The organism is Streptomyces sp. NPDC104367 (assembly GCF_055583825.1).
This window is the reverse complement of sequence record NZ_JBVJND010000038.1, coordinates 67,834-87,941: the sequence shown is the minus strand read 5'-3', so window position 1 is coordinate 87,941 and position 20,108 is coordinate 67,834. Positions and strand designations below refer to the sequence as shown.

The 20,108-nt window shown below is 69.4% G+C and carries 15 protein-coding genes; 1 reads left to right on the top strand and 14 read right to left on the bottom strand.

Annotated elements, in window-relative coordinates:
- Positions 1–554: 554 nt before the first annotated feature.
- The 11 genes from ACZ619_RS38960 to ACZ619_RS38910 form a co-directional block, all read right to left on the bottom strand.
- Positions 555–2,528, bottom strand: a complete 1,974-nt coding sequence (locus ACZ619_RS38960; RefSeq protein WP_469609629.1) for a TIGR03960 family B12-binding radical SAM protein — start codon at positions 2,526–2,528, stop codon at positions 555–557.
- A 101-nt stretch (positions 2,529–2,629) separates the two neighbouring features.
- Positions 2,630–4,132 carry a CYTH and CHAD domain-containing protein gene (locus ACZ619_RS38955; protein ID WP_469609626.1) on the bottom strand — a complete coding sequence of 501 codons (1,503 nt, stop codon included), beginning with the start codon at positions 4,130–4,132 and terminating at the stop codon, positions 2,630–2,632.
- 128 nt (positions 4,133–4,260) lie between these two features.
- Positions 4,261–5,460: a rod shape-determining protein RodA gene (gene rodA / locus ACZ619_RS38950; protein WP_469609623.1), complete on the bottom strand. Its 1,200-nt coding sequence runs from the start codon at positions 5,458–5,460 to the stop codon at positions 4,261–4,263.
- Positions 5,457–7,709, bottom strand: a complete 2,253-nt coding sequence (gene mrdA, locus ACZ619_RS38945) for a penicillin-binding protein 2 (RefSeq protein WP_469609620.1) — start codon at positions 7,707–7,709, stop codon at positions 5,457–5,459. Before mrdA ends, rodA begins: the two co-directional genes overlap by 4 nt.
- Positions 7,710–7,824: 115 nt before the next feature.
- Positions 7,825–8,502, bottom strand: coding sequence for a rod shape-determining protein MreD (gene mreD / locus ACZ619_RS38940; protein WP_469609617.1), 678 nt, complete (start codon positions 8,500–8,502; stop codon positions 7,825–7,827).
- A 14-nt stretch (positions 8,503–8,516) separates the two neighbouring features.
- Complete coding sequence (gene mreC / locus ACZ619_RS38935; protein WP_469609615.1) at positions 8,517–9,470, bottom strand: rod shape-determining protein MreC; 954 nt, start codon at positions 9,468–9,470, stop codon at positions 8,517–8,519.
- Between the two features lie 183 nt (positions 9,471–9,653).
- Positions 9,654–10,673 (bottom strand): rod shape-determining protein, encoded by a 1,020-nt coding sequence (locus ACZ619_RS38930; protein ID WP_099928866.1) that lies wholly within the window; start codon positions 10,671–10,673, stop codon positions 9,654–9,656.
- Between the two features lie 341 nt (positions 10,674–11,014).
- The gene (gene ndk, locus ACZ619_RS38925; RefSeq protein ID WP_093503045.1) at positions 11,015–11,428 is read right to left on the bottom strand and encodes a nucleoside-diphosphate kinase; all 414 of its coding nucleotides are present in this window, start codon (positions 11,426–11,428) and stop codon (positions 11,015–11,017) included.
- Positions 11,429–11,495: 67 nt separating this feature from the next.
- On the bottom strand, positions 11,496–11,855 hold the full coding sequence (locus ACZ619_RS38920; protein WP_469609610.1) for a DUF4233 domain-containing protein: 360 nt from the start codon (positions 11,853–11,855) through the stop codon (positions 11,496–11,498).
- Positions 11,856–11,857: 2 nt separating this feature from the next.
- Entirely contained in the window at positions 11,858–13,357 is a 1,500-nt protein-coding gene (gene folC, locus ACZ619_RS38915; RefSeq protein WP_469609607.1) for a bifunctional tetrahydrofolate synthase/dihydrofolate synthase, read from the bottom strand.
- A 114-nt stretch (positions 13,358–13,471) separates the two neighbouring features.
- Positions 13,472–16,096: a valine--tRNA ligase gene (locus ACZ619_RS38910; protein WP_469609604.1), complete on the bottom strand. Its 2,625-nt coding sequence runs from the start codon at positions 16,094–16,096 to the stop codon at positions 13,472–13,474.
- Positions 16,097–16,233: 137 nt separating this feature from the next.
- On the opposite strand from ACZ619_RS38910, the gene ACZ619_RS38905 reads away from it, so the two are divergent.
- On the top strand, positions 16,234–17,181 hold the full coding sequence (locus ACZ619_RS38905; protein ID WP_469609601.1) for a hypothetical protein: 948 nt from the start codon (positions 16,234–16,236) through the stop codon (positions 17,179–17,181).
- A gap of 74 nt (positions 17,182–17,255) precedes the next feature.
- Here ACZ619_RS38905 and clpX read toward each other — a convergent pair whose 3' ends face one another.
- The 3 genes from clpX to ACZ619_RS38890 form a co-directional block, all read right to left on the bottom strand.
- On the bottom strand, positions 17,256–18,542 hold the full coding sequence (gene clpX / locus ACZ619_RS38900; RefSeq protein ID WP_469609598.1) for an ATP-dependent Clp protease ATP-binding subunit ClpX: 1,287 nt from the start codon (positions 18,540–18,542) through the stop codon (positions 17,256–17,258).
- A 189-nt stretch (positions 18,543–18,731) separates the two neighbouring features.
- Positions 18,732–19,397, bottom strand: a complete 666-nt coding sequence (locus ACZ619_RS38895; protein ID WP_469609595.1) for an ATP-dependent Clp protease proteolytic subunit — start codon at positions 19,395–19,397, stop codon at positions 18,732–18,734.
- A 72-nt stretch (positions 19,398–19,469) separates the two neighbouring features.
- Positions 19,470–20,075, bottom strand: a complete 606-nt coding sequence (locus ACZ619_RS38890; protein WP_469609635.1) for an ATP-dependent Clp protease proteolytic subunit — start codon at positions 20,073–20,075, stop codon at positions 19,470–19,472.
- Positions 20,076–20,108 lie beyond the last annotated feature (33 nt).

Genomic DNA, 20,108 nt, shown 5'->3' with positions numbered 1-20,108 from the left:
CAACGCCGACCCGAGATCCTCGACGGCTTCATAGCCGAGACCGAACTCGGGCTGGAGCCCCCGTAGCCCTGTCACCCCACCCTTTCAACCTCAGCTTCAACGGTCCCCGTTGGAGTGGCCCAACTTCCATAGAATGCCCCGTCGCGTCCAGCATCATTAGAGTCAGCGAAGGTGTGGACACTTTGCCCCCATACCTGCCGAAGAACAGCTGCACACAGATCTTGAAAAGCGCGCCATCCCAGCGTATGCAAAGCAAATCGCGGAGATCCAGGAGCAACAACACGCCTAATCCGCATACTTGCCACTCTGACTCCCCCAGTCCGACTCAGAACGATCGCTCAGAGCACCTCTGCCCGCTCCGAGGACCTCAGACCCACTCCACCTCACTATGGATGCTCGCAGTGCTCCTGGGAGGCGGCAGAGGCGTTCTCAAGGGCTCTTTCACACTCTCCTGCCGGCCGCTCCTAGCACCGAGCTCTCGCAGGACGGCAGCCGTCTCTTCCTCGCTGCCGCCCTCCAAAGCCTCTACGATCCGCCGCAACGCCTCACTCACGTCAGTGGGTGTGTCCGCTGGTCGGAACATCCTTCTTGACCGTCAGCGGCAGCAACTTCTTGCCGCTGTTACTTACTTGTGGCCAAGTATCCATCTGCGGGCACACCCCGCAGTCGAAGCACGGGGTCCAGCGGCAGTCCTCGACCTCGGTCTCGTCGAGGGCGTCCTGCCAGTCCTCCCAGAGCCAGTCCTTGTCGAGGCCCGAGTCGAGGTGGTCCCAGGGCAGGACCTCCTCGTAGGTGCGCTCGCGGGTGGTGTACCAGTCGACGTCGACGCCGAAGGGGGCCAGGGCCTTGTCGGCGCAGGCCATCCAGCGGTCGTAGGAGAAGTGCTCGCGCCAGCCGTCGAAGCGGCCGCCGTCCTCGTAGACCGCGCGGATGACCGCGCCGATACGGCGGTCGCCGCGGGAGAGGAGGCCCTCGACGATGCCGGGCTTGCCGTCGTGGTAGCGGAAGCCGATCGAGCGGCCGTACTTCTTGTCGCCGCGGATCTTGTCCCGGAGCTTTTCGAGGCGCTCGTCCGTCTCCTGCGCCGACAGCTGCGGGGCCCACTGGAAGGGGGTGTGCGGCTTGGGGACGAAGCCGCCGATGGAGACCGTGCAGCGGATGTCGTTGGAGCGGGAGACCTCGCGGCCCTTGGCGATCACCTTCGTGGCCATGTCGGCGATCTGGAGGACGTCCTCGTCCGTCTCGGTGGGCAGGCCGCACATGAAGTACAGCTTCACCTGGCGCCAGCCGTTGCCGTAGGCCGTCGAGACGGTGCGGATGAGGTCGTCCTCCGAGACCATCTTGTTGATGACCTTGCGCATGCGCTCGGAGCCGCCCTCGGGGGCGAAGGTGAGGCCGGAGCGGCGGCCGTTGCGGGTCAGCTCGTTCGCCAGGTCGACGTTGAAGGCGTCGACCCGGGTGGAGGGCAGCGAGAGGCCGATCTTGTCTTCCTCGTAGCGGTCGGCCAGGCCCTTGGCGATGTCGCCGATCTCCGAGTGGTCGGCGGAGGACAGGGAGAGCAGGCCCACCTCCTCGAAGCCGGTCGCCTTCAGGCCCTTCTCGACCATGTCGCCGATCCCGGTGATCGAGCGCTCGCGCACCGGGCGGGTGATCATGCCGGCCTGGCAGAAGCGGCAGCCGCGCGTGCAGCCGCGGAAGATCTCGACCGACATGCGCTCGTGGACCGTCTCGGCGAGCGGGACGAGGGGCTGCTTGGGGTAGGGCCACTCGTCGAGGTCCATGACGGTGTGCTTGGAGACGCGCCACGGGACGCCCGACCGGTTGGGCACCACGCGGGCGATCCGGCCGTCGGGGAGGTACTCGACGTCGTAGAACGCCGGGATGTAGACCGAGCCGGTCTTCGCGAGGCGGAGGAGGACCTCCTCGCGGCCGCCGGGGCGGCCCTCCGCCTTCCACGCGCGGATGATGTTCGTCATGTCGAGGACGGCCTGCTCGCCGTCGCCGATGATCGCGGCGTCGATGAAGTCCGCGATCGGCTCGGGGTTGAAGGCCGCGTGGCCGCCCGCGAGGACGATCGGGTCGTCGAGCGTGCGGTCCCTGGACTCCAGCGGGATGCCCGCGAGGTCGAGGGCCGTGAGCATGTTGGTGTAGCCCAGCTCGGTGGAGAAGGACAGGCCGAACACGTCGAAGGCCTTCACCGGGCGGTGGCTGTCCACCGTGAACTGCGGGACGCGGTGCTCACGCATCAGCGCCTCCAGGTCCGGCCACACGCTGTAGGTGCGCTCGGCGAGGACGCCCTGCTGCTCGTTGAGCACCTCGTAGAGGATCATGACGCCCTGGTTGGGCAGGCCGACCTCGTACGCGTCCGGGTACATGAGCGCCCAGCGGACGTCGCAGGCCTCCCACGGCTTGACCGTGGAGTTGAGCTCTCCGCCGACGTACTGGATCGGCTTCTGCACGTGCGGGAGCAGAGCTTCGAGCTGCGGGAACACAGACTCGGCGGCCTGGGCGGCGGCTTCGGCAGGCATCTCGCGGACCTTTGTGAGGTGGCTGGGGGTCCCCCGGCCGGTGGCTGGGGAGGGTGACCATCTAGCCTAACCCGGTCCGCGGCCCGGCCCGAACGCGCTGCTCAGAGGGGTGCCGCCGCCTTGACTTCGCGCCATGCCCTCGGCAGTCCGCTCTCGACCGCGGCCGCGCGCCGCTCCTCGCGGCCGTGGAGCAGGCCGTAGGTGAACGTGTTCTCGCCCGCCGCGTGGGCCACCGCGGACAGCTCGCGCAGGGTCTCGCGGGCCATCACGCTGTCCTGGTGCTCGCCGAGCAGCGTCTGGACGGACTTCATGGACGTGAGGAGCCTCTTGGCGGGGCGGCCGAGGGCGGGGCGGGCGGCTTCGGCGGCGTAGCGGGTGCGCTTGGCCTTCTTGCGGGCCTCGTGCAGGCCGAGGTCGCGGTCGTGGCCGGGGGGCTGCGCCATGGCGGCCTCGATCAGTTCGGCGACCTTCGCGAAGTCCTTGTGCACGGCCTTGGTGAGCACCTGCTCGGGGTCGGCGGCGGCCGCCTTCAGCAGGGGCGGGTCGGCGGTGAGGGCGTCCAGGGTGTCGAGCAGGGCCAGGTAGCGCTCGGAGTCCAGGACGGCGAGCAGCCGGCCCCGGGAGCCGCGCTCGCCGGCCTCGGCCCAGCCGTGCAGGCGCTCGTGGACGGGGCCGTCGACGAGGGCGGGCGGTACGTCGGCGAGGGCGGCCGTCAGGCGTGCGGCGAGGACTTCCTGGTCGCGGCCCACGCCCAGTTCGCCGGCCAGCCACTTCAGCTCGTCGGCGACGGGGTCGGTGACCGTGCGGTCGAGGACCTTGCCGAAGGTGCGGAAGGTGCTGCGCATCCTGCGGGTGGCGACGCGCATGTCGTGCACGGCCTCCTCGGCGTCCAGGCGGACGGCCGGGTCGAGGGCGACGACGGCGTCCCGCTGGGCGCGGACGTACGCCATGACGTGGTCGCCGGCCGTGGCCGGCTTGCCGGGGTCCTTGTCCGGGCGCGGTCTGCCGCCCTTGGTCTCGGCGAGCGCGCGGGCCAGTTTGGAGGAGGACTTCGAGGGCCGTACGCCCGCCTTGCCGAGGCGTCTGCCGACCTTGTCGAGGAAGGCCGGGTCGCCGCCGTCGGCGAGTTCCACCTCGATCTCGGTCCACTGGGCGCTGCCGGTGCCGCCGAAGAGGCGCTCGGCGCGGACGCGGTCGACGCTGACCTCGGCGAGCAGGGTGCCGTCGGCGTCGACGAGGTGCTGGACGTCGCGGGTGGTGCGCAGCCGGATCACCGGGACCAGCCGGCCCTCGCGGACCCGGGAGCGGGCGAGGGCGGCCAGTTCGCCGGGGACGGTGTCGGAGAGGGGGGCGCGGATCTCGTCCCGGACGCCGGGGGCGACGGGGAGTTTGAGGTGCCAGCCCGCGTCGCTGCCGCCGCTGCGGTGGCGCAGGGTGACCTTGGCCGAGGCCAGGCGCAGGTCGGAGGTGTCGTGGTAGGTGGCGTCGAGTTCCGCGGTGCCCTTGTCGAGGACGTTCGCCACTCCGGCGACGCCGGTCAGGTCGGGCAGCCCACTGTCGTCGGATTCGTACTTGCGCTCGATCTCACGCTTCGCATCCGCCATGAACCGAATCTAGTTGGCCCGGGGCCACAGGGACAGAAGCCAAAGTGGGTGAATCGGAGGAAAAGCAGAAATGAGGGCGGGGTGAACACACCGGAAACGATGTGCCCACCCCGCCCGAAAGGGCTGTTCTACGCCGACATCGGGCGCTGCGCCCTGATCGACTGGAGCAGTCCGACCGCCACCCAGACCGCGAACATCGACGAGCCGCCGTAGGAGACGAACGGCAGCGGCAGGCCGGTGACCGGCATGATGCCGAGGGTCATGCCGATGTTCTCGAACGCCTGGAACGCGAACCAGGCCACGATCCCGGCGGCGACGATCGTGCCGTACAGCTCGGTCGTCTCGCGGGCGATGCGGCAGGCGCGCCACAGGATGACGCCGAGCAGCACGATGATCAGGCCCGCGCCGACGAAGCCCAGTTCCTCGCCCGCGACCGTGAAGACGAAGTCGGTCTGCTGTTCGGGGACGAACTGGCCGGTGGTCTGCGAGCCGTGGAACAGGCCCGAGCCGGTCAGTCCGCCGGAGCCGATCGCGATGCGCGCCTGGTTGGTGTTGTAGCCGACGCCGGCCGGGTCGAGGCTGGGGTTGGCGAAGGCGGCGAAGCGGGCGATCTGGTACTCGTCCAGGACGTGCAGCTGCCAGATGGCGATGCAGCCGGTCACGCCGGCGGCGAGCAGGCCGAAGATCCAGCGGTTGGAGGCGCCGGAGGCGAGCAGCACGCCGAGGATGATCGTCACCATGACCAGGACCGTGCCGAGGTCGGGCATGAGCAGCACGATCATGATCGGGACCGCGGCCAGGCCCAGGGACTGCAGGACGGTGCGGTGGTCGGGGTACTTCTTGTCACCGGCGTCCACCCGGGCCGCCAGTATCATCGCCATGCCCAGGATGATCGTGATCTTCACGAACTCGGCGGGCTGGAGCGAGAAGCCGCCGCCGAAGACGATCCAGTTGCGGCTGCCGTTGATGGTGGCGCCCAGCGGGGTGAGCACCGCGAGGATGCCGAGGACCGAGAGGCCGTAGAGGATCGGTACGGCGTTGCGCAGCTGGCGGTGGCCGACCCAGATGGTGCCGATCATCAGGGCGAGCCCGATGCCGGTGTTCATCAGGTGCCGGAGCAGGAAGTAGTACTGGTCGCCCTGGTTGATCTCGGTGCGGTTGCGGGTGGCCGAGTAGACCAGCAGCGAGCCGAGCAGGGACAGGGCGACCGCCGCCAGCAGCATCGGCCAGTCCAGGCGGCGGGTCATCGAGTCACGGGCGAGGAACCGGGTCCAGCCGGCGCGTGCCGGGCCGTAACCGGAGACGGAGAAGCTGTTGACGCCGGTCATGTGAGCATCCTCCGGCTTCCCCGCTTGCGCGGCCGCCTTCGGGTGTCGCGGTTGCCCGTGGACGGTGAGGCCGTGGTGGCGGCCGGGGTCTGGCCGTTGTCGGTGTTGTCGTCGCCCTGCTGGGAGGCCTGGAAGTCCTTCGCCGGGTCCCTGGAGACCTTCGGGGAGGTGATGGTGCCGTCCGTGCGGACCTTCGGCAGGCCCTTCTGCGGGGTGTAGAGCAGCGCCTTGGACTTGTCGACGGAACCGTCGGCGGAGACGCCGTAGAGCGCGCTGTAGATGTTGCGGACCGCCTCACCGGAGGCACCGGAACCGGTACCGGCCTGGGCGATGGTCATGATGACCGTGTAGTCCTTGCTGTAGGTGGCGAGCCAGGACGTGGTCTGCTTGCCGTAGACCTCGGCGGTACCGGTCTTGCCGTGCAGGGCGATCTTGTCCTGCGGCCAGCCGCCGAACTTCCAGGCGGCGGTACCGCGGGTGATGACGCCCGCGAAGGCGTCGTCCATGCCCTTGAGGGTGGCCTGGGTGACGGGCAGCTTGCGCACGACCTTGGGCTTGATCTCCTTGACGGTCTTGCCGTCGGCGCTGATGATCGCCTTGCCGATGGTCGGCTGGTACTCGGTGCCGCCGTTGGCCACGGCGCCGTAGATCATCGCCTCCTGGATCGGCGTGACGAGGGTGTCGCCCTGGCCGATGGAGTAGTTGATCTCGTCGCCCTCGCGCATCTTGTTGCCTTCGAGGCAGTTCTCGTACTCGATCTTCTCGACGTAGGTGCCGTCCTTCTTGCCGGACTTGCACCAGGCGTCCTTGTTGGCCTTCCAGTAGTCGAGCTTCCACTGGCGGTCGGGGACGCGGCCGGTGACCTCGTTGGGCAGGTCGACGCCGGTCTCCTTGCCGAGGCCGAACTGGTGGGCCGTCTTGAAGAACCAGTCCTTGGGCTCGCCCTTCTTCGGGTTGATCCCGCCGTCCTTCTTCCACTCGCGGTCGGCGAGGCCGTAGAAGACGGTGTCGCAGGAGACCTCCAGGGCGCGGCCCAGGGAGATGTCGCCGAAGTTCTCGCCCTCGAAGTTCTTGAAGACCTGGCCGCCCACCGAGTAGGAGCTGGTGCAGGGGTAGCCGCCGTTCCAGTCGTAGCCGGCCTGGACCGCGGCGGCGGTGGAGACCACCTTGAACGTCGAACCGGGGGCCGCCTGACCCTGTATGGCCCTGTTGAGCAGCGGGTAGTCGGAGTTCTTGCCGGTGAGCGCCTTGTAGTCCTTGGCGGAGATGCCGCCGACCCAGACGTTCGGGTCGTAGGTGGGGGCCGAGGCCATGGCCACTATCCGGCCGGTCTTGGCCTCCATCACGATGACGGCGCCGGAGTCGGCCTTGTAGTTCTCCTGGGTGATCTTGTCGTACTGCTGGCGGGCTGCCTTCATGGCCTTGTCCAGCTCGTACTCGGCGACGCGCTGGACGCGGGAGTCGATGCTGGTGACCAGGTTCGAACCGGACTCGGCCGCGTCGGACTCGGCCTTGCCGATGACCCGGCCGAGGTTGTCGACCTCGTAGCGGGTGACGCCGGCCTTGCCGCGCAGCTCCTTGTCGTACTCGCGCTCCAGGCCGGAGCGGCCGACCTGGTCGGAGCGGAGGTAGGGCGAGGAGGAGTCCTTGGCCTGCTCGATCTCGTCGTCGGTGACCGGGGAGAGGTAGCCGAGGACCTGGGCGGTGTTGGACTTGCCGGGGCTCGGGTAGCGGCGCACGGCCTCGGGCTCGGCGGTGATGCCGGGGAAGTCCTCGGAGCGCTCGCGGATCTGCAGGGCCTGCTTGGCGGTGGCCTCGTCGGTGATCGGGATCGGCTGGTACGGCGAGCCGTTCCAGCAAGGCTGGGGGGTCTTGGAGTCGCAGAGGCGGACCTTCTGGACGACCTCCGTGGCGCTCATCCCGAGGACGTCAGCGAGCTTGGTGAGGACCGCCTTGCCGTCGTCCTTCTGCTTGAGCAGGTCGGTGCGGGAGGCGGAGACGACCAGCCGGGTCTCGTTGTCCGCGAGGGGGACTCCGCGCGCGTCCAGGATCGAGCCGCGCACGGCGGGCTCGACGACCTGCTGGACGTGGTTGCCGGAGGCCTCCTTCTGGTATTCGGCGCCCTCGCGGATCTGGAGGTACCACAGGCGGCCGCCGAGGGTGCCGAGCAGTGAGAGGACGAGGATCTGGATGACGACGAGACGGACCTGGACCCGTGGGGTCCGGCCGGTCTCGGGAATGTTGGTCACTGGGTTTCCTCCCCCTCTCGCTGCACAAATGCGCTTGCGCGTACGCATGATGAACGATCGACCTGTGAGGCCGCGTTCCGCCCCTGGACACCCGTTCGGGTGAACTCCTCCGCGTTCACAGGCGCTTGACCCCCTTGATGCGGCCGACCCGGACGCCGCGGGTGCGGGCCTTGGCCTTCAGCGAGCCGAGGCCGCCGCGCTGGCTGCCGATGCGCATGCCGGTGCCGGAGGAGATCCAGCCCGAGGAGATGTCGCCCGCCTTGCCGCCGGAGTTGGCCTCGGTCAGCGGGTCGTTGTCGGCGCGGCGGGCCAGGGCGATGATGCCGGGGACCACGAACGGGGCCAGCAGCAGGTCGTACAGGGCGGCCGTGATCAGCAGGCTGGTCATGCCGACGTGCCGGGCGGCGGTGTCGCCGACGAGGGCGCCGACGCCCGCGTACAGCAGGGTGGAGCCGACGGCGGCGGCGACCACGACGACCATCGGGCCGGTCGCGGACTTCAGGCGGCCGTTCTCCGGCCTGATCAGCCCGGCGAAGTAGCCGACGACGCAGAGAACCAGGGCGTAGCGGCCGGCCGCGTGGTCGGCGGGCGGGGCGAGGTCGGCGAGCAGGCCGGCGCCGAAGCCGACGAGGGCGCCGCCCACATGGCCGTAGACCATGGCGAGGCCGAGGACGGTGAGCAGCAAGAGGTCGGGGACGGCGCCCGGCAGGTGCAGGCGGGCGAGGACGCTCACCTGGATCACCAGGGCGACGACGACCAGGGCCGAGGAGAGCAGGATCCGGTTGACACGCATGGGGGATTCAGCTCCTACTGCTGCTCGCCGGTGGTGTCGGACGCGTTGGTGCTCGCGTCCGCGGACGGGGTGACCGTGACGGTCACCGTCGGGGTCGGGGTCGGCCTGGGCTTGGCCGGGAGCACCTCGTCGCGCGGGTCCTTCTTGGGTGCCTCGACGACCACGCCGACGATGTCGAGCTTGGTGAAGGAGACGAACGGGGTGACGTACAGGGTGCGGGTGAGGCCGCCGTTGGAGGGGTCGACGCGGGCGACCGTGCCGACCGGGACGCCGGGCACGAACGGCTTGTCGCCCTGGGAGCCGAAGGTGACGAGCCGGTCGCCCTTCTTCACCTCGGCCTTGCCGTTGAGGAGTTCGACGCGCAGCGGGCGGTCGCCCTGCCCGGAGGCGAAGCCGAGTTCGTCGCTGCCCTCCATGCGGGTGCCGACGGTGAAGTCGGGGTCGTTGGCGAGCAGCACGGTGGAGGCGTCGGGGCCGACGGTGGTGACGCGGCCGACGAGGCCGCTGCCGTTGAGGACGGTCATGTCGCGCTCGATGCCGTCGTTGGCGCCGACGTCGATGGTGATGGTCCAGGAGAAGCCCTGGGCCGACCCTATGGCGATCACCTGGGCGCCCTTGATGCCGTACTGGCCCTCGGCGGCCACGTTCAGCATCTTGTCGAGCTGCTTGAGGCGGCTGCGGTTGCGGTCGTCGCTGCCGAGCTTCGCCTTGAGGGTCGCGTTCTGCGTCTCCAGGCGGGCCAGCCGGTCGTGCCGCTCGCCGGAGTCACGGACCGCGGAGACCGCGTTGCCGACCGGGTCCACCACCGTCGACATGCCGTTCTCGATCGGGCCGAAGACGGCTGCCGCGGCCTGCCGCGCGCCGTCGACCGGGGAGTTCCGGCCTCCTCGGATGTCCACCGTGATCAGCGCGAACGCGATGGCGATCAGCAGCACCAGGAGCAGCCGGCTCTCTTTCGTGTCCCTCACGTGCGGCGGCCGTGCCTTCCTCGATAGGAATCTGCGGGGCTTGATTGCGGAAGCTTGTGAAGCATGTGGGGGGGGTGCGGGCGCTTGCGGGGCGCCACTCGCTTTGTGCGAGCTTATGCCTCTATATCAACGATCCGCCGTACGAGAGGAGATCATCTCGTACGGCGGAATCGAAGAGTTACGTCATCTGCGCGGCTGGGCGTCCAGGACCTGCTGGAGCGCCTCGAACTCCTCGACGCACTTGCCGGAGCCGAGCGCCACGCTGTCCAGCGGGTCCTCGGCGATGTGGATCGGCATGCCGGTCTCCCGGCGCAGCCGCTCGTCCAGACCGCGCAGCAGCGCTCCGCCGCCGGTCAGAACGATTCCCCTGTCCATGATGTCGCCGGACAGCTCCGGCGGGCACTTGTCGAGCGTCGTCTTCACGGCGTCGACGATCGCGTTGACGGGTTCCTCGATCGCCTTGCGGACCTCGGCGGCCGAGATGACCACGGTCTTCGGCAGGCCGGACACCAGGTCGCGGCCACGGATCTCGGTGTGCTGGTCGTCGTCGAGGTCGTACGCCGAACCGATCGTGATCTTGATCTGCTCGGCCGTCCGCTCACCGAGGAGGAGCGAGTACTCCTTCTTGATGTGCTGGATGATCGCGTTGTCGAGCTCGTCGCCGGCGACCCTGATGGACTGGGCGGTGACGATGCCGCCGAGCGAGATGACCGCGACCTCCGTGGTGCCGCCGCCGATGTCCACCACCATGTTGCCCGTGGCCTCGTGGACCGGCAGGCCGGAGCCGATGGCCGCGGCCATGGGCTCCTCGATGATGTGCACCTGGCGGGCACCGGCCTGCGACGACGCCTCGATGACGGCGCGGCGCTCGACGCCGGTGATGCCGGAGGGCACGCACACGACCACGCGCGGCCGGGCGAGGTACCGGCGCTTGTGGATCTTCAGGATGAAGTAGCGGAGCATCCGCTCGGTGATCTCGAAGTCGGCGATCACGCCGTCCTTCAGCGGCCGGACGGCGACGATGTTGCCGGGCGTGCGCCCGATCATCTTCTTCGCCTCCGCGCCGACCGCGAGGATTCCACCGGTGTTCGTGTTGATCGCGACGACGGACGGCTCGTTGAGTACGATCCCGCGACCCCTGACGTACACCAGCGTGTTGGCGGTCCCGAGGTCGACAGCCATGTCACGGCCGATGAACGACATTGAGTTCCCCATCAGGATTCGTCTGGCCTTCCCGGGAGCTTTTGAGAGCGTTTCAGGACGGCGAAGTGGGTGCTGTGACGTGAAGGCTTCCATCGTAGACGCGCCTGCACGAACACTGCGCGAGGGTCTTCGCCATTGTCAGCACGTACGGAGCCGCCTCGCTTGTGGAGACGGTCCAACGGAGGCACTCGTTCCCCCGATCGGCACGCATATGCCGAGGGACGGCCGAAAACGTTCGGCCGTCCCAGGTCAGGCTGGTCAGCTGGCTGACGCCTCGTCAAAAACTTCCACGAAAACTCCGTACCGGCCCCGGCCGACGGCGTTCGGGAGCCCGCGCGGGGTTACGCGCGGCCCGGGAAGAAGATCTTGACCTCGCGCTCGGCGGACTCCTCGGAGTCGGAGGCGTGGATCAGGTTCTCGCGGACGATCACACCGAAGTCGCCGCGGATGGAGCCGGGCGCGGCGGCGATCGGGTCGGTCGGGCCGGCGAGCGCGCGGATGCCCTCGATGACCCGCTCGCCCTCGACGATCAGCGCCACGGACGGGCCGGCGGACATGAACTCGACCAGCGGCTCGTAGAACGGCTTGCCGACGTGCTCGGCGTAGTGCTGCTCCAGCGTCGCGCGCTCCAGGGTGCGCAGCTCCAGCGCGGTGATCTGCCAGCCGGCCTTGCGCTCGATGCGGCTGATGATCTCGCCGGTCAGGCCGCGACGGACGGCGTCGGGCTTGAGCAGGACGAGCGTGCGCTGGGTCACGGGAGGGCTCCTTCGCGGTACTGACGGGTGCGGTGCTGGCAGGCTACAGGGCGTGGCTGGGCGCCCGTTACGCAGCGTCAGGTGTACGCGTGGCCTCGGCCTGCGCCGCGAAGCGGGCCTTGGCCTCGTCGATCTTGCGGCCGTAGTGCACCGAGGCCCACCACAGGGCCCCGAAGGCGAGGCCCAGGAAGTACATCGTCGGCACGAAGACCCCGGAGGCGACCAGCGCGATCTGCAGCGCCCAGCCCAGCGCCGTGCCCACGGGCCGGGTCACGACCCCGCACAGCGCCACGCACAGGACCATCGCGATGCCGCTGACCAGCCACACCGTCGAGGTGGACAGGTCGGGGTCCTTCATGGCGACCAGCGCCGCGAAGCCGATGACGAAGAACTCGCCGATCAGGGTCGAGGAACAGAGCGTGCGCACGGTCAGTGCCTCCCGAGGAGCAGTCGGGCCTCGCCCACGGTGATGACCGAGCCGGTGACCAGCACACCGCCTCCGGCGAACTCGCCCTCCTCCTCGGCCAGCGTGATCGCGGCCTCCAGGGCGTCGGGCAGCCGCGGCTCGACCTGGACGCGGTCCTCGCCGAACACCTCGACGGCGATCGCGGCCAGCTCGTCCGCGTCCATCGCGCGGTGGCTGGAGTTCTGGGTGACGACGACCTCGGCGAACAGCGGCTCGAAGGCCTCCAGCAGGCCCCGGACGTTCTTGTCGCCGCTGGCCCCGACCACGCCGATCAGCCGGCTGAAGTCGAAGGCCTCGCCGACGGCCTCGGCAGTCGCGCGGGCGCCGGCCGGGTTGTGCGCGGCGTCGAGCACGACGGTGGGCGAGCGCCGTACGACCTCCAGGCGGCCCGGTGAGGAGACCGCGGCGAACGCCTTGCGGACCGTGTCGATGTCGAGGGGCTCGGGGCGCTGGGAGCCGACGCCGAAGAACGCCTCCACCGCGGCGAGCGCGACGGCCGCGTTGTGGGCCTGGTAGGGGCCGTGCAGCGGGAGGTACACCTGGTCGTACTCGCCGCCCAGGCCCCGCAGGGTGAGCAGCTGCCCGCCGACGGCGACCTGGCGGGCGACCACGCCGAACTCCAGGCCCTCGCGGGCCACGGTGGCGTCGACCTCCACGGCCTTGCGCAGCAGGACCTGGGCCGCGTCGACCGGCTGCTGGGCCAGGATGACCGTGGCGTCCTGCTTGATGATCCCGGACTTCTCGCCGGCGATCTCGGCCGTGGTCCCGCCGAGGCGGTCGGTGTGGTCGAGGTCGATGGGGGTGACGACGGCGACGTCGCCGTCGATGACGTTCGTGGCGTCCCAGGAGCCGCCCATGCCGACCTCGACGACGGCGACGTCGACGGGGGCGTCCGCGAAGGCCGCGTAGGCCATGCCGGTGAGCACCTCGAAGAACGACAGGCGGTAGTCCTGCTGTCCGTCGACCATCTCGACGTAGGGCCTGATGTCGTGGTACGTCTCGATGAACCGCTCGGCGGGGATGGGGGCGCCGTCGAGGCTGATCCGCTCGGTGATCGACTGCACGTGGGGGCTGGTGTAGCGGCCGGTGCGCAGGTCGAAGGCGCCGAGGAGGGCCTCGATCATGCGGGCGGTGGAGGTCTTGCCGTTGGTGCCCGTGATGTGGATCGAGGGGTACGCGCGCTGGGGCTCGCCCAGGACGTCCATCAGGGCGGAGATGCGGGTGACCGACGGCTCCAGCTTCGTCTCGCCCCAGCGGGTGGCGAGCTCCGCCTCGACCTCGCGCAGGGCCTTGTCGACCTCGGGGTCCTCGGGGCGGGCCGGGACGTCCGGGTGGGGCCGGCCGCCCTGGGTGCGCAGGGTGCGGCTGCCGGCCTCGATGACGGCGAGGTCGGGGTCGCGGTCTGTTTCGGCGGCGACGATGTCGTCGAAGGGGTCGTCGTCGAAGGGGTCGCTATCACTCACAGGGCCAGTTTAGGGGGGCCGGCCCGCGGTGGCCGGGCGTGGTCCCCGGCCGCCGGTCCGCAGGGACGCCACGGTCCCCGGAGCCGTGGGCTCCGGGGACCGTGGTGATCCCGGTCAGGCCTGCGGCAGCCGGTCCAGCTGGGTCTGGATGCGGGCGATGTCCTCGTCGGCCTTGGCGAGGCGGCCGCGGATCTTGTCGACCACGTTGTCCGGGGCCTTCGCGAGGAACGCCTCGTTGCCGAGCTTGGCCGTGGCCTGGGCCTTCTCCTTCTCGGCGGCGGCGAGGTCCTTCGCGAGGCGCTTGCGCTCGGCGGCGACGTCGATGGTGCCGGAGAGGTCGAGGGCGACCGTGGCACCGGCCACCGGCAGGGTGGCCGTGGCCGCGAAGGCGTCGCCCTCGGGCGTCAGGCGCAGCAGCTGGCGGATGGCGGCCTCGTGCGGGGCGAGCGCCGTGCCGTCGAGGGTGAGCCGGGCCGGGACCCGCTGGCCGGGCTGGAGGCCCTGGTCGGCGCGGAAGCGGCGGACCTCGGTGATGACGGACTGGAGGGTCTCGATCTCCTTCTCGGCCGCCGCGTCGCGGAAGCCGCTGTCGGACGGCCAGTCGGCGATCACGACCGACTCGCCGCCGGTCAGCGTCGTCCACAGGGTGTCCGTGACGAACGGGACGACCGGGTGGAGGAGCCTCAGGGTGACGTCGAGGACCTCGCCGAGGACGCGCTGGGAGACCTCGGCGCCGCGGCCGCCCGCCTGGAACGTCGTCTTGGACAGCTCGACGTACCAGTCGAAGACCTCGTCCCACGCGAAGTGGTAGAGGGAGTCGGAGAGCTTGGCGAACTGGAAGTCGTCGTAGAACGCGTCGACCTCGGCGACCGTCTTGTTGAGACGGGAGAGGATCCAGCGGTCCGTCGCCGACATCTCGGCCGGGTCCGGCAGCGGGCCCTCGACGGTCGCGCCGTTCATCAGGGCGAAGCGGGTCGCGTTCCAGATCTTGTTGGCGAAGTTGCGGGACGCCTGGACCCAGTCCTCGCCGATCGGGACGTCGGTGCCGGGGTTGGCGCCGCGGGCCAGGGTGAAGCGGACGGCGTCGGAGCCGTACCTGTCCATCCAGTCCAGCGGGTCGACGACGTTGCCGAAGGACTTCGACATCTTCTTGCCGCGCTCGTCGCGGACCAGGCCGGTGAGGGCGATGGTCCGGAAGGGGACCTCGCCGTCCATGGCGTAGAGGCCGAACATCATCATCCGGGCGACCCAGAAGAAGATGATGTCGTGGCCGGTCAGCAGGACGTCGGTCGGGTAGAACTTCCGCAGGTCCGCGGTCTGTTCGGGCCAGCCGAGGGTGGAGAAGGGCCACAGGCCGGAGGAGAACCAGGTGTCGAGGACGTCGGTGTCCTGGTGCCAGCCCTCGCCCGTCGGCGGCTGCTCGTCGGGGCCGACGCAGACGACCTCGCCCTCGGGGCCGTACCAGACCGGGATGCGGTGGCCCCACCACAGCTGGCGCGAGATGCACCAGTCGTGCATGTTGTCGACCCAGTCGAAGTACCGCTTCGACATGTCCTCGGGATGGATCCCGACCCGTCCGTCGCGGACGGCGTCACCGGCGGCCTTGGCGAGCGGGCCGACCTTGACCCACCACTGCATGGACAGCCGCGGCTCGATGGTGGTCTTGCAGCGCGAGCAGTGGCCGACGCTGTGGGCGTACGGCCGCTTCTCGGCGACGATCCGGCCCTGCGAGCGCAGCGCCGCGACGATCGCGGAGCGCGCCTCGAAGCGGTCCAGGCCCTCGAAGGGGCCGTGGACGGTGATGACCGCCCGCTCGTCCATCACGGTGATGGACTCCAGGCCGTGGCGCTGGCCGATCGCGAAGTCGTTCGGGTCGTGGGCCGGGGTGACCTTGACGGCACCCGTGCCGAACTCGGGGTCGACGTGGGTGTCGGCGACGACCGGGATGGTGCGGTCGGTCAGCGGGAGCTTGATGCGCTTGCCGACCAGGTGCCGGTAGCGCTCGTCCTCCGGGTGGACGGCGACGGCGGTGTCGCCGAGCATCGTCTCCGCGCGGGTGGTCGCGACGACCAGCGTCTCGTCGCCCTCGCCGTACTTGATGGAGACCAGCTCGCCGTCGTCCTCCTGGTACTCCACCTCGATGTCCGAGATGGCCGTCAGACAGCGCGGACACCAGTTGATGATCCGCTCGGCGCGGTAGATCAGCTCGTCGTCGTGGAGCTTCTTGAAGATGGTCTGGACGGCCTTGGACAGGCCCTCGTCCATGGTGAAGCGCTCGCGGTCCCAGTCGACGCCGTCGCCGAGCCGGCGCATCTGGCCGAGGATCTTGCCGCCGTACTCTTCCTTCCACTGCCAGACCCGCTCGACGAACTCCTCGCGGCCCAGGTCGTGGCGGGACTTGCCCTCCTCGGCGAGCTGCTGCTCGACCTTGTTCTGGGTGGCGATGCCGGCGTGGTCCATGCCGGGCAGCCACAGCGCCTCGAAGCCCTGCATGCGCTTGCGGCGCGTGAGGGCGTCCATGAGCGTGTGCTGGAAGGCGTGGCCCAGGTGCAGGGAGCCGGTGACGTTCGGCGGGGGGATGACGATGGTGTACGCGGGCTTGTCGCTCTTGGCGTCGGCCGCGAAGTAACCGCGCTCCACCCAGCGCTCGTACAGCGTCCCCTCTACGTCGGCCGGCGCGTACTGGGTCGGCAGTTCGGTGCTGGGCGCGGTGGGCTGCTGCTGAGCGTTCTCGGTCACGGGGCTCAGTTTAGGGGTGTCTCAGGCCTGTCCCGAAACGCGTTTGTTCTGTAACGGTGGGCACCCCCATGCCATGAGTCCCCTGTGGCTGCGCCAGGATGTCAGGAACACATAAGCATCTGGAGGGGAACCCAGAGATGAGCTACAACCAGCCGGGCCCGTACGGAGGGCCGCCGCAGCAGCCGGGACCGTACGGGCAGCAGCCGGGGCCCTACGGCCAGCCGCCGCAGGCGCCCCAGCCCGGCTATGGCTACCCCCAGCAGGCCCCGCCGGCGCCGGGCTACGGCTACCCGCAGCAGGCCCCGCCGGTCCCGCCGCAGCAGAACCCGTACGGCCAGCAGCAGCCGCCCTACGGCCAGCCCCCGTACGGCCAGCCGCCCTACGGTGTCCCGCAGCCGCCGCCTCCGGGCGGCCGCAAGAAGACGGGGCTCGTCATCGGGGCGGTCGCGGTGGTCGCCGCCGTCGCGGTGGGCGCGTACTTCGTGCTCGCCGGCAGCGGCGGCGGCGGGCTGGAGGACGACGGCCCGCACAAGCTCACCACGCCGGCCACCATCCTGTCGGCGAAGTACAAGCGGTACGGCGACTCCAACGAGGAGAAGGCGAGTTCGAGCGACTCGAAGGACCTCGCCAAGGCCGGTGTCACCGACGCCACCACGGTCGGCGCGATCTACTCGACCATCGACCTGTCGTCCCTCGACACCAGCGACCCGACGTCGGTGGCGAAGGCGCAGACCGCCGAGAACGTCACCTTCTTCGGCGTCTACGGCACGGTGAAGGACCCGCAGGCCGCCCTGGACACCACCTTCGCGCAGATGACGAAGGACAGCAGCTCCGACGACGTGAAGCTGGTCGGCGACGCGCAGTCGGTGTCGCCCGACGGCCTCGACGGCGCGGTGATGAAGTGCCAGCAGGCGCAGAGCAAGAACCAGCTCACCGGCAAGGAACAGACGACGTACATGTGCATCTGGGCCGACTACAGCACCATGGGTGTCGTGGAGCCGACCGCGGGTGTGAAGACGTACACCCTGGACGAGTCGGCGAAGATAGCGACCCAGGTGCGCGGGGACGTGCGCGTCGCCAGGTAGCGCCCCTCCGAGCGGTGGAACAGCGAAGCGCCGGGCCCTTCGGGAAGGGCCCGGCGCTTCGCTGTCGAACGGGGTTACGCCGACTTCTGCTCCCCCGAGCCCCGGCCGCGCGCGTCGCGCGGGATCAGGGTCGGGTTGACGTTGGAGCGGACGACGTCGGCCGTGACGACCACGCGGGCGACGTCCTTGCGGGACGGCACCTCGTACATCACCGACATCAGGACCTCCTCCATGATGGCCCTCAGGCCACGCGCGCCGGTCTGGCGGAGGATGGCCTGGTCGGCGATGGCCTCCAGGGCCTCGCGCTCGAAGTCCAGCTCCACGCCGTCGAGTTCGAAGAGGCGCTGGTACTGCTTGACGAGCGCGTTGCGCGGCTCGACGAGGATCTGGAGCAGCGCCTCGCGGTCCAGGTTGTGGACGCTCGTGATGACGGGGAGGCGGCCGATGAACTCGGGGATCATGCCGAACTTGACCAGGTCCTCGGGCATGACGTCCTCGAACTGGTCCTTGGCCTCCAGCTCGCGCTTGGAGCGGATGGTGGCGCCGAAGCCGATGCCCTTGGCGCCCGCCCGGGACTCGATGATCTTCTCCAGGCCGGCGAACGCACCGCCCACGATGAACAGCACGTTCGTCGTGTCGATCTGGATGAACTCCTGGTGCGGGTGCTTGCGGCCGCCCTGCGGCGGGACGGAGGCCGTGGTGCCTTCGAGGATCTTCAGCAGGGCCTGCTGGACGCCCTCGCCGGAGACGTCCCGCGTGATCGACGGGTTTTCACTCTTCCGCGCGACCTTGTCGATCTCGTCGATGTAGATGATCCCGGTCTCGGCCTTCTTGACGTCGTAGTCGGCCGCCTGGATCAGCTTGAGGAGGATGTTCTCGACGTCCTCGCCCACGTAGCCCGCCTCCGTCAGCGCGGTCGCGTCGGCGATCGCGAACGGGACGTTCAGCATCCGGGCCAGGGTCTGCGCCAGAAGCGTCTTGCCGGAGCCGGTGGGGCCCAGCAGGAGGATGTTGGACTTCGCCAACTCGATGGCGTCGTCGCGGCCTTGGGCGCCGCCGTTCTCACCGGCCTGGACCCGCTTGTAGTGGTTGTACACCGCGACGGAGAGGGCCTTCTTCGCGGCCTCCTGGCCGACGACGTACCCCTCCAGGAACTCGTAGATCTCGCGGGGCTTGGGGAGTTCCTCCCAGCGCACCTCGCTCGTCTCGGCGAGTTCCTCCTCGATGATCTCGTTGCAGAGATCGATGCACTCGTCGCAGATGTACACACCGGGCCCTGCGATGAGCTTCTTGACCTGCTTCTGGCTCTTGCCGCAGAACGAGCACTTGAGCAGATCGCCGCCGTCACCGATGCGTGCCACGGTGTGCTTCCCCTTCGCCTGGGAGACGCCTGGACACTTTCGAGTCCAGCGGCTCCTGGTGCTGCCTTATGTCGACGGTACCTTGCCGGGCCCCCCGTACGGGCCCCCCTTGGCACGGTTCACTTTGACGTGCACCCTGCCGGGCACGCGGTCAAACCATGCCAAGGGCGGCAGAGAATACATCCTCTGTCAGCGGACCGACGAGTTGTTCATCTTCCGGGTGGAGATGATCTGGTCCACGATGCCGTACTCGAGCGCTTCCTCGGCCGTGAGGATCTTGTCGCGCTCGATGTCCTCGCGGACCTTCTCGATCGGCCGGTTGGAGTGCTTGGCCAGCATGTTCTCCAGCTGCTCACGCATCCGCGTGAACTCGTTGGCGATGATCTCCAGGTCGGAGAGCTGGCCGCGGCCGGTGGAACCGGCCGGCTGGTGGATCAGCACGCGGGAGTTCGGCAGCGCCATGCGCTTGCCGGGCGTACCGGCGGCCAGCAGGATCGCCGCGGCGGAGGCCGCCTGGCCCATGCAGACCGTCTGGATGTCGGGCTTCACGAACTGCATCGTGTCGTAGATCGCCGTGAGGGCGGTCATGTCGCCGCCCGGGCTGTTGATGTAGATCGAGATGTCCCGGTCCGGGTCCATCGACTCCAGGCACAGCAGCTGCGCCATGACGTCGTTGGCGGAGGCGTCGTCGATCTGGACGCCGAGGAAGATCACGCGCTCCTCGAAGAGCTTCGCGTACGGGTCGTACTCGCGGATGCCCTGGGAGGTGCGCTCCACGAAGCGCGGGATGACATAGCGGGCGTCGGGCCGGGGACCGTCGTAACGGGCGTCGGCGGCGCCGTGGAAGTTGCTCATGAGGGTGTTCACCGTCCTGGTGGCGTTCGGGGGCTGGAGTCTCGGCGGAGCGTGGCGTGGCCGGGCCTGTGGTCAGGCGCCGGTGCCGCCGCCTCCCGGAACACCGGAGGCATGCGTGATGATCCCGTCGATGAGACCGTACTCCTTGGCCTCCTCCGGGGTGAACCAGCGGTCGCGGTCGGCGTCGCGCAGGATCGTGTCGACCGACTGGCCGGAGTGGAGCGCGGTCAGCTCGGTCATGGTCTTCTTCGTGCGCAGCAGGTACTGGGCCTGGATCTTGATGTCCGAGACCGTACCGCCCAGGCCCGCGGAGCCCTGGTGCATCATGATGTCCGTGTGCGGCAGGGCGAAGCGCTTGCCGGCGGTGCCGCCGGTGAGCAGGAACTGGCCCATCGAGGCCGCCATGCCCATGCCGATCGTCACCACGTCGTTCGGGATGAACTGCATGGTGTCGTAGATCGCCATACCGGCGGTCACCGAGCCGCCGGGGCTGTTGATGTAGAGGAAGATGTCCTTGCCGGGATCGGCCGCGAGCAGCAGCAGCTGCGCGGTGATCTTGTTGGCGATGTCGTCGTCGACCTGCTGGCCGAGGAAGACGATCCGCTCACCGAGCAGCCGGTTGTACACCTGGTCGCCGAGGCCGCCACCGATGGAAGGCTCGCCGGCGGCGGAGGGCATCAGATTCGTCACGTATCCACCTGCTCGTCTTAC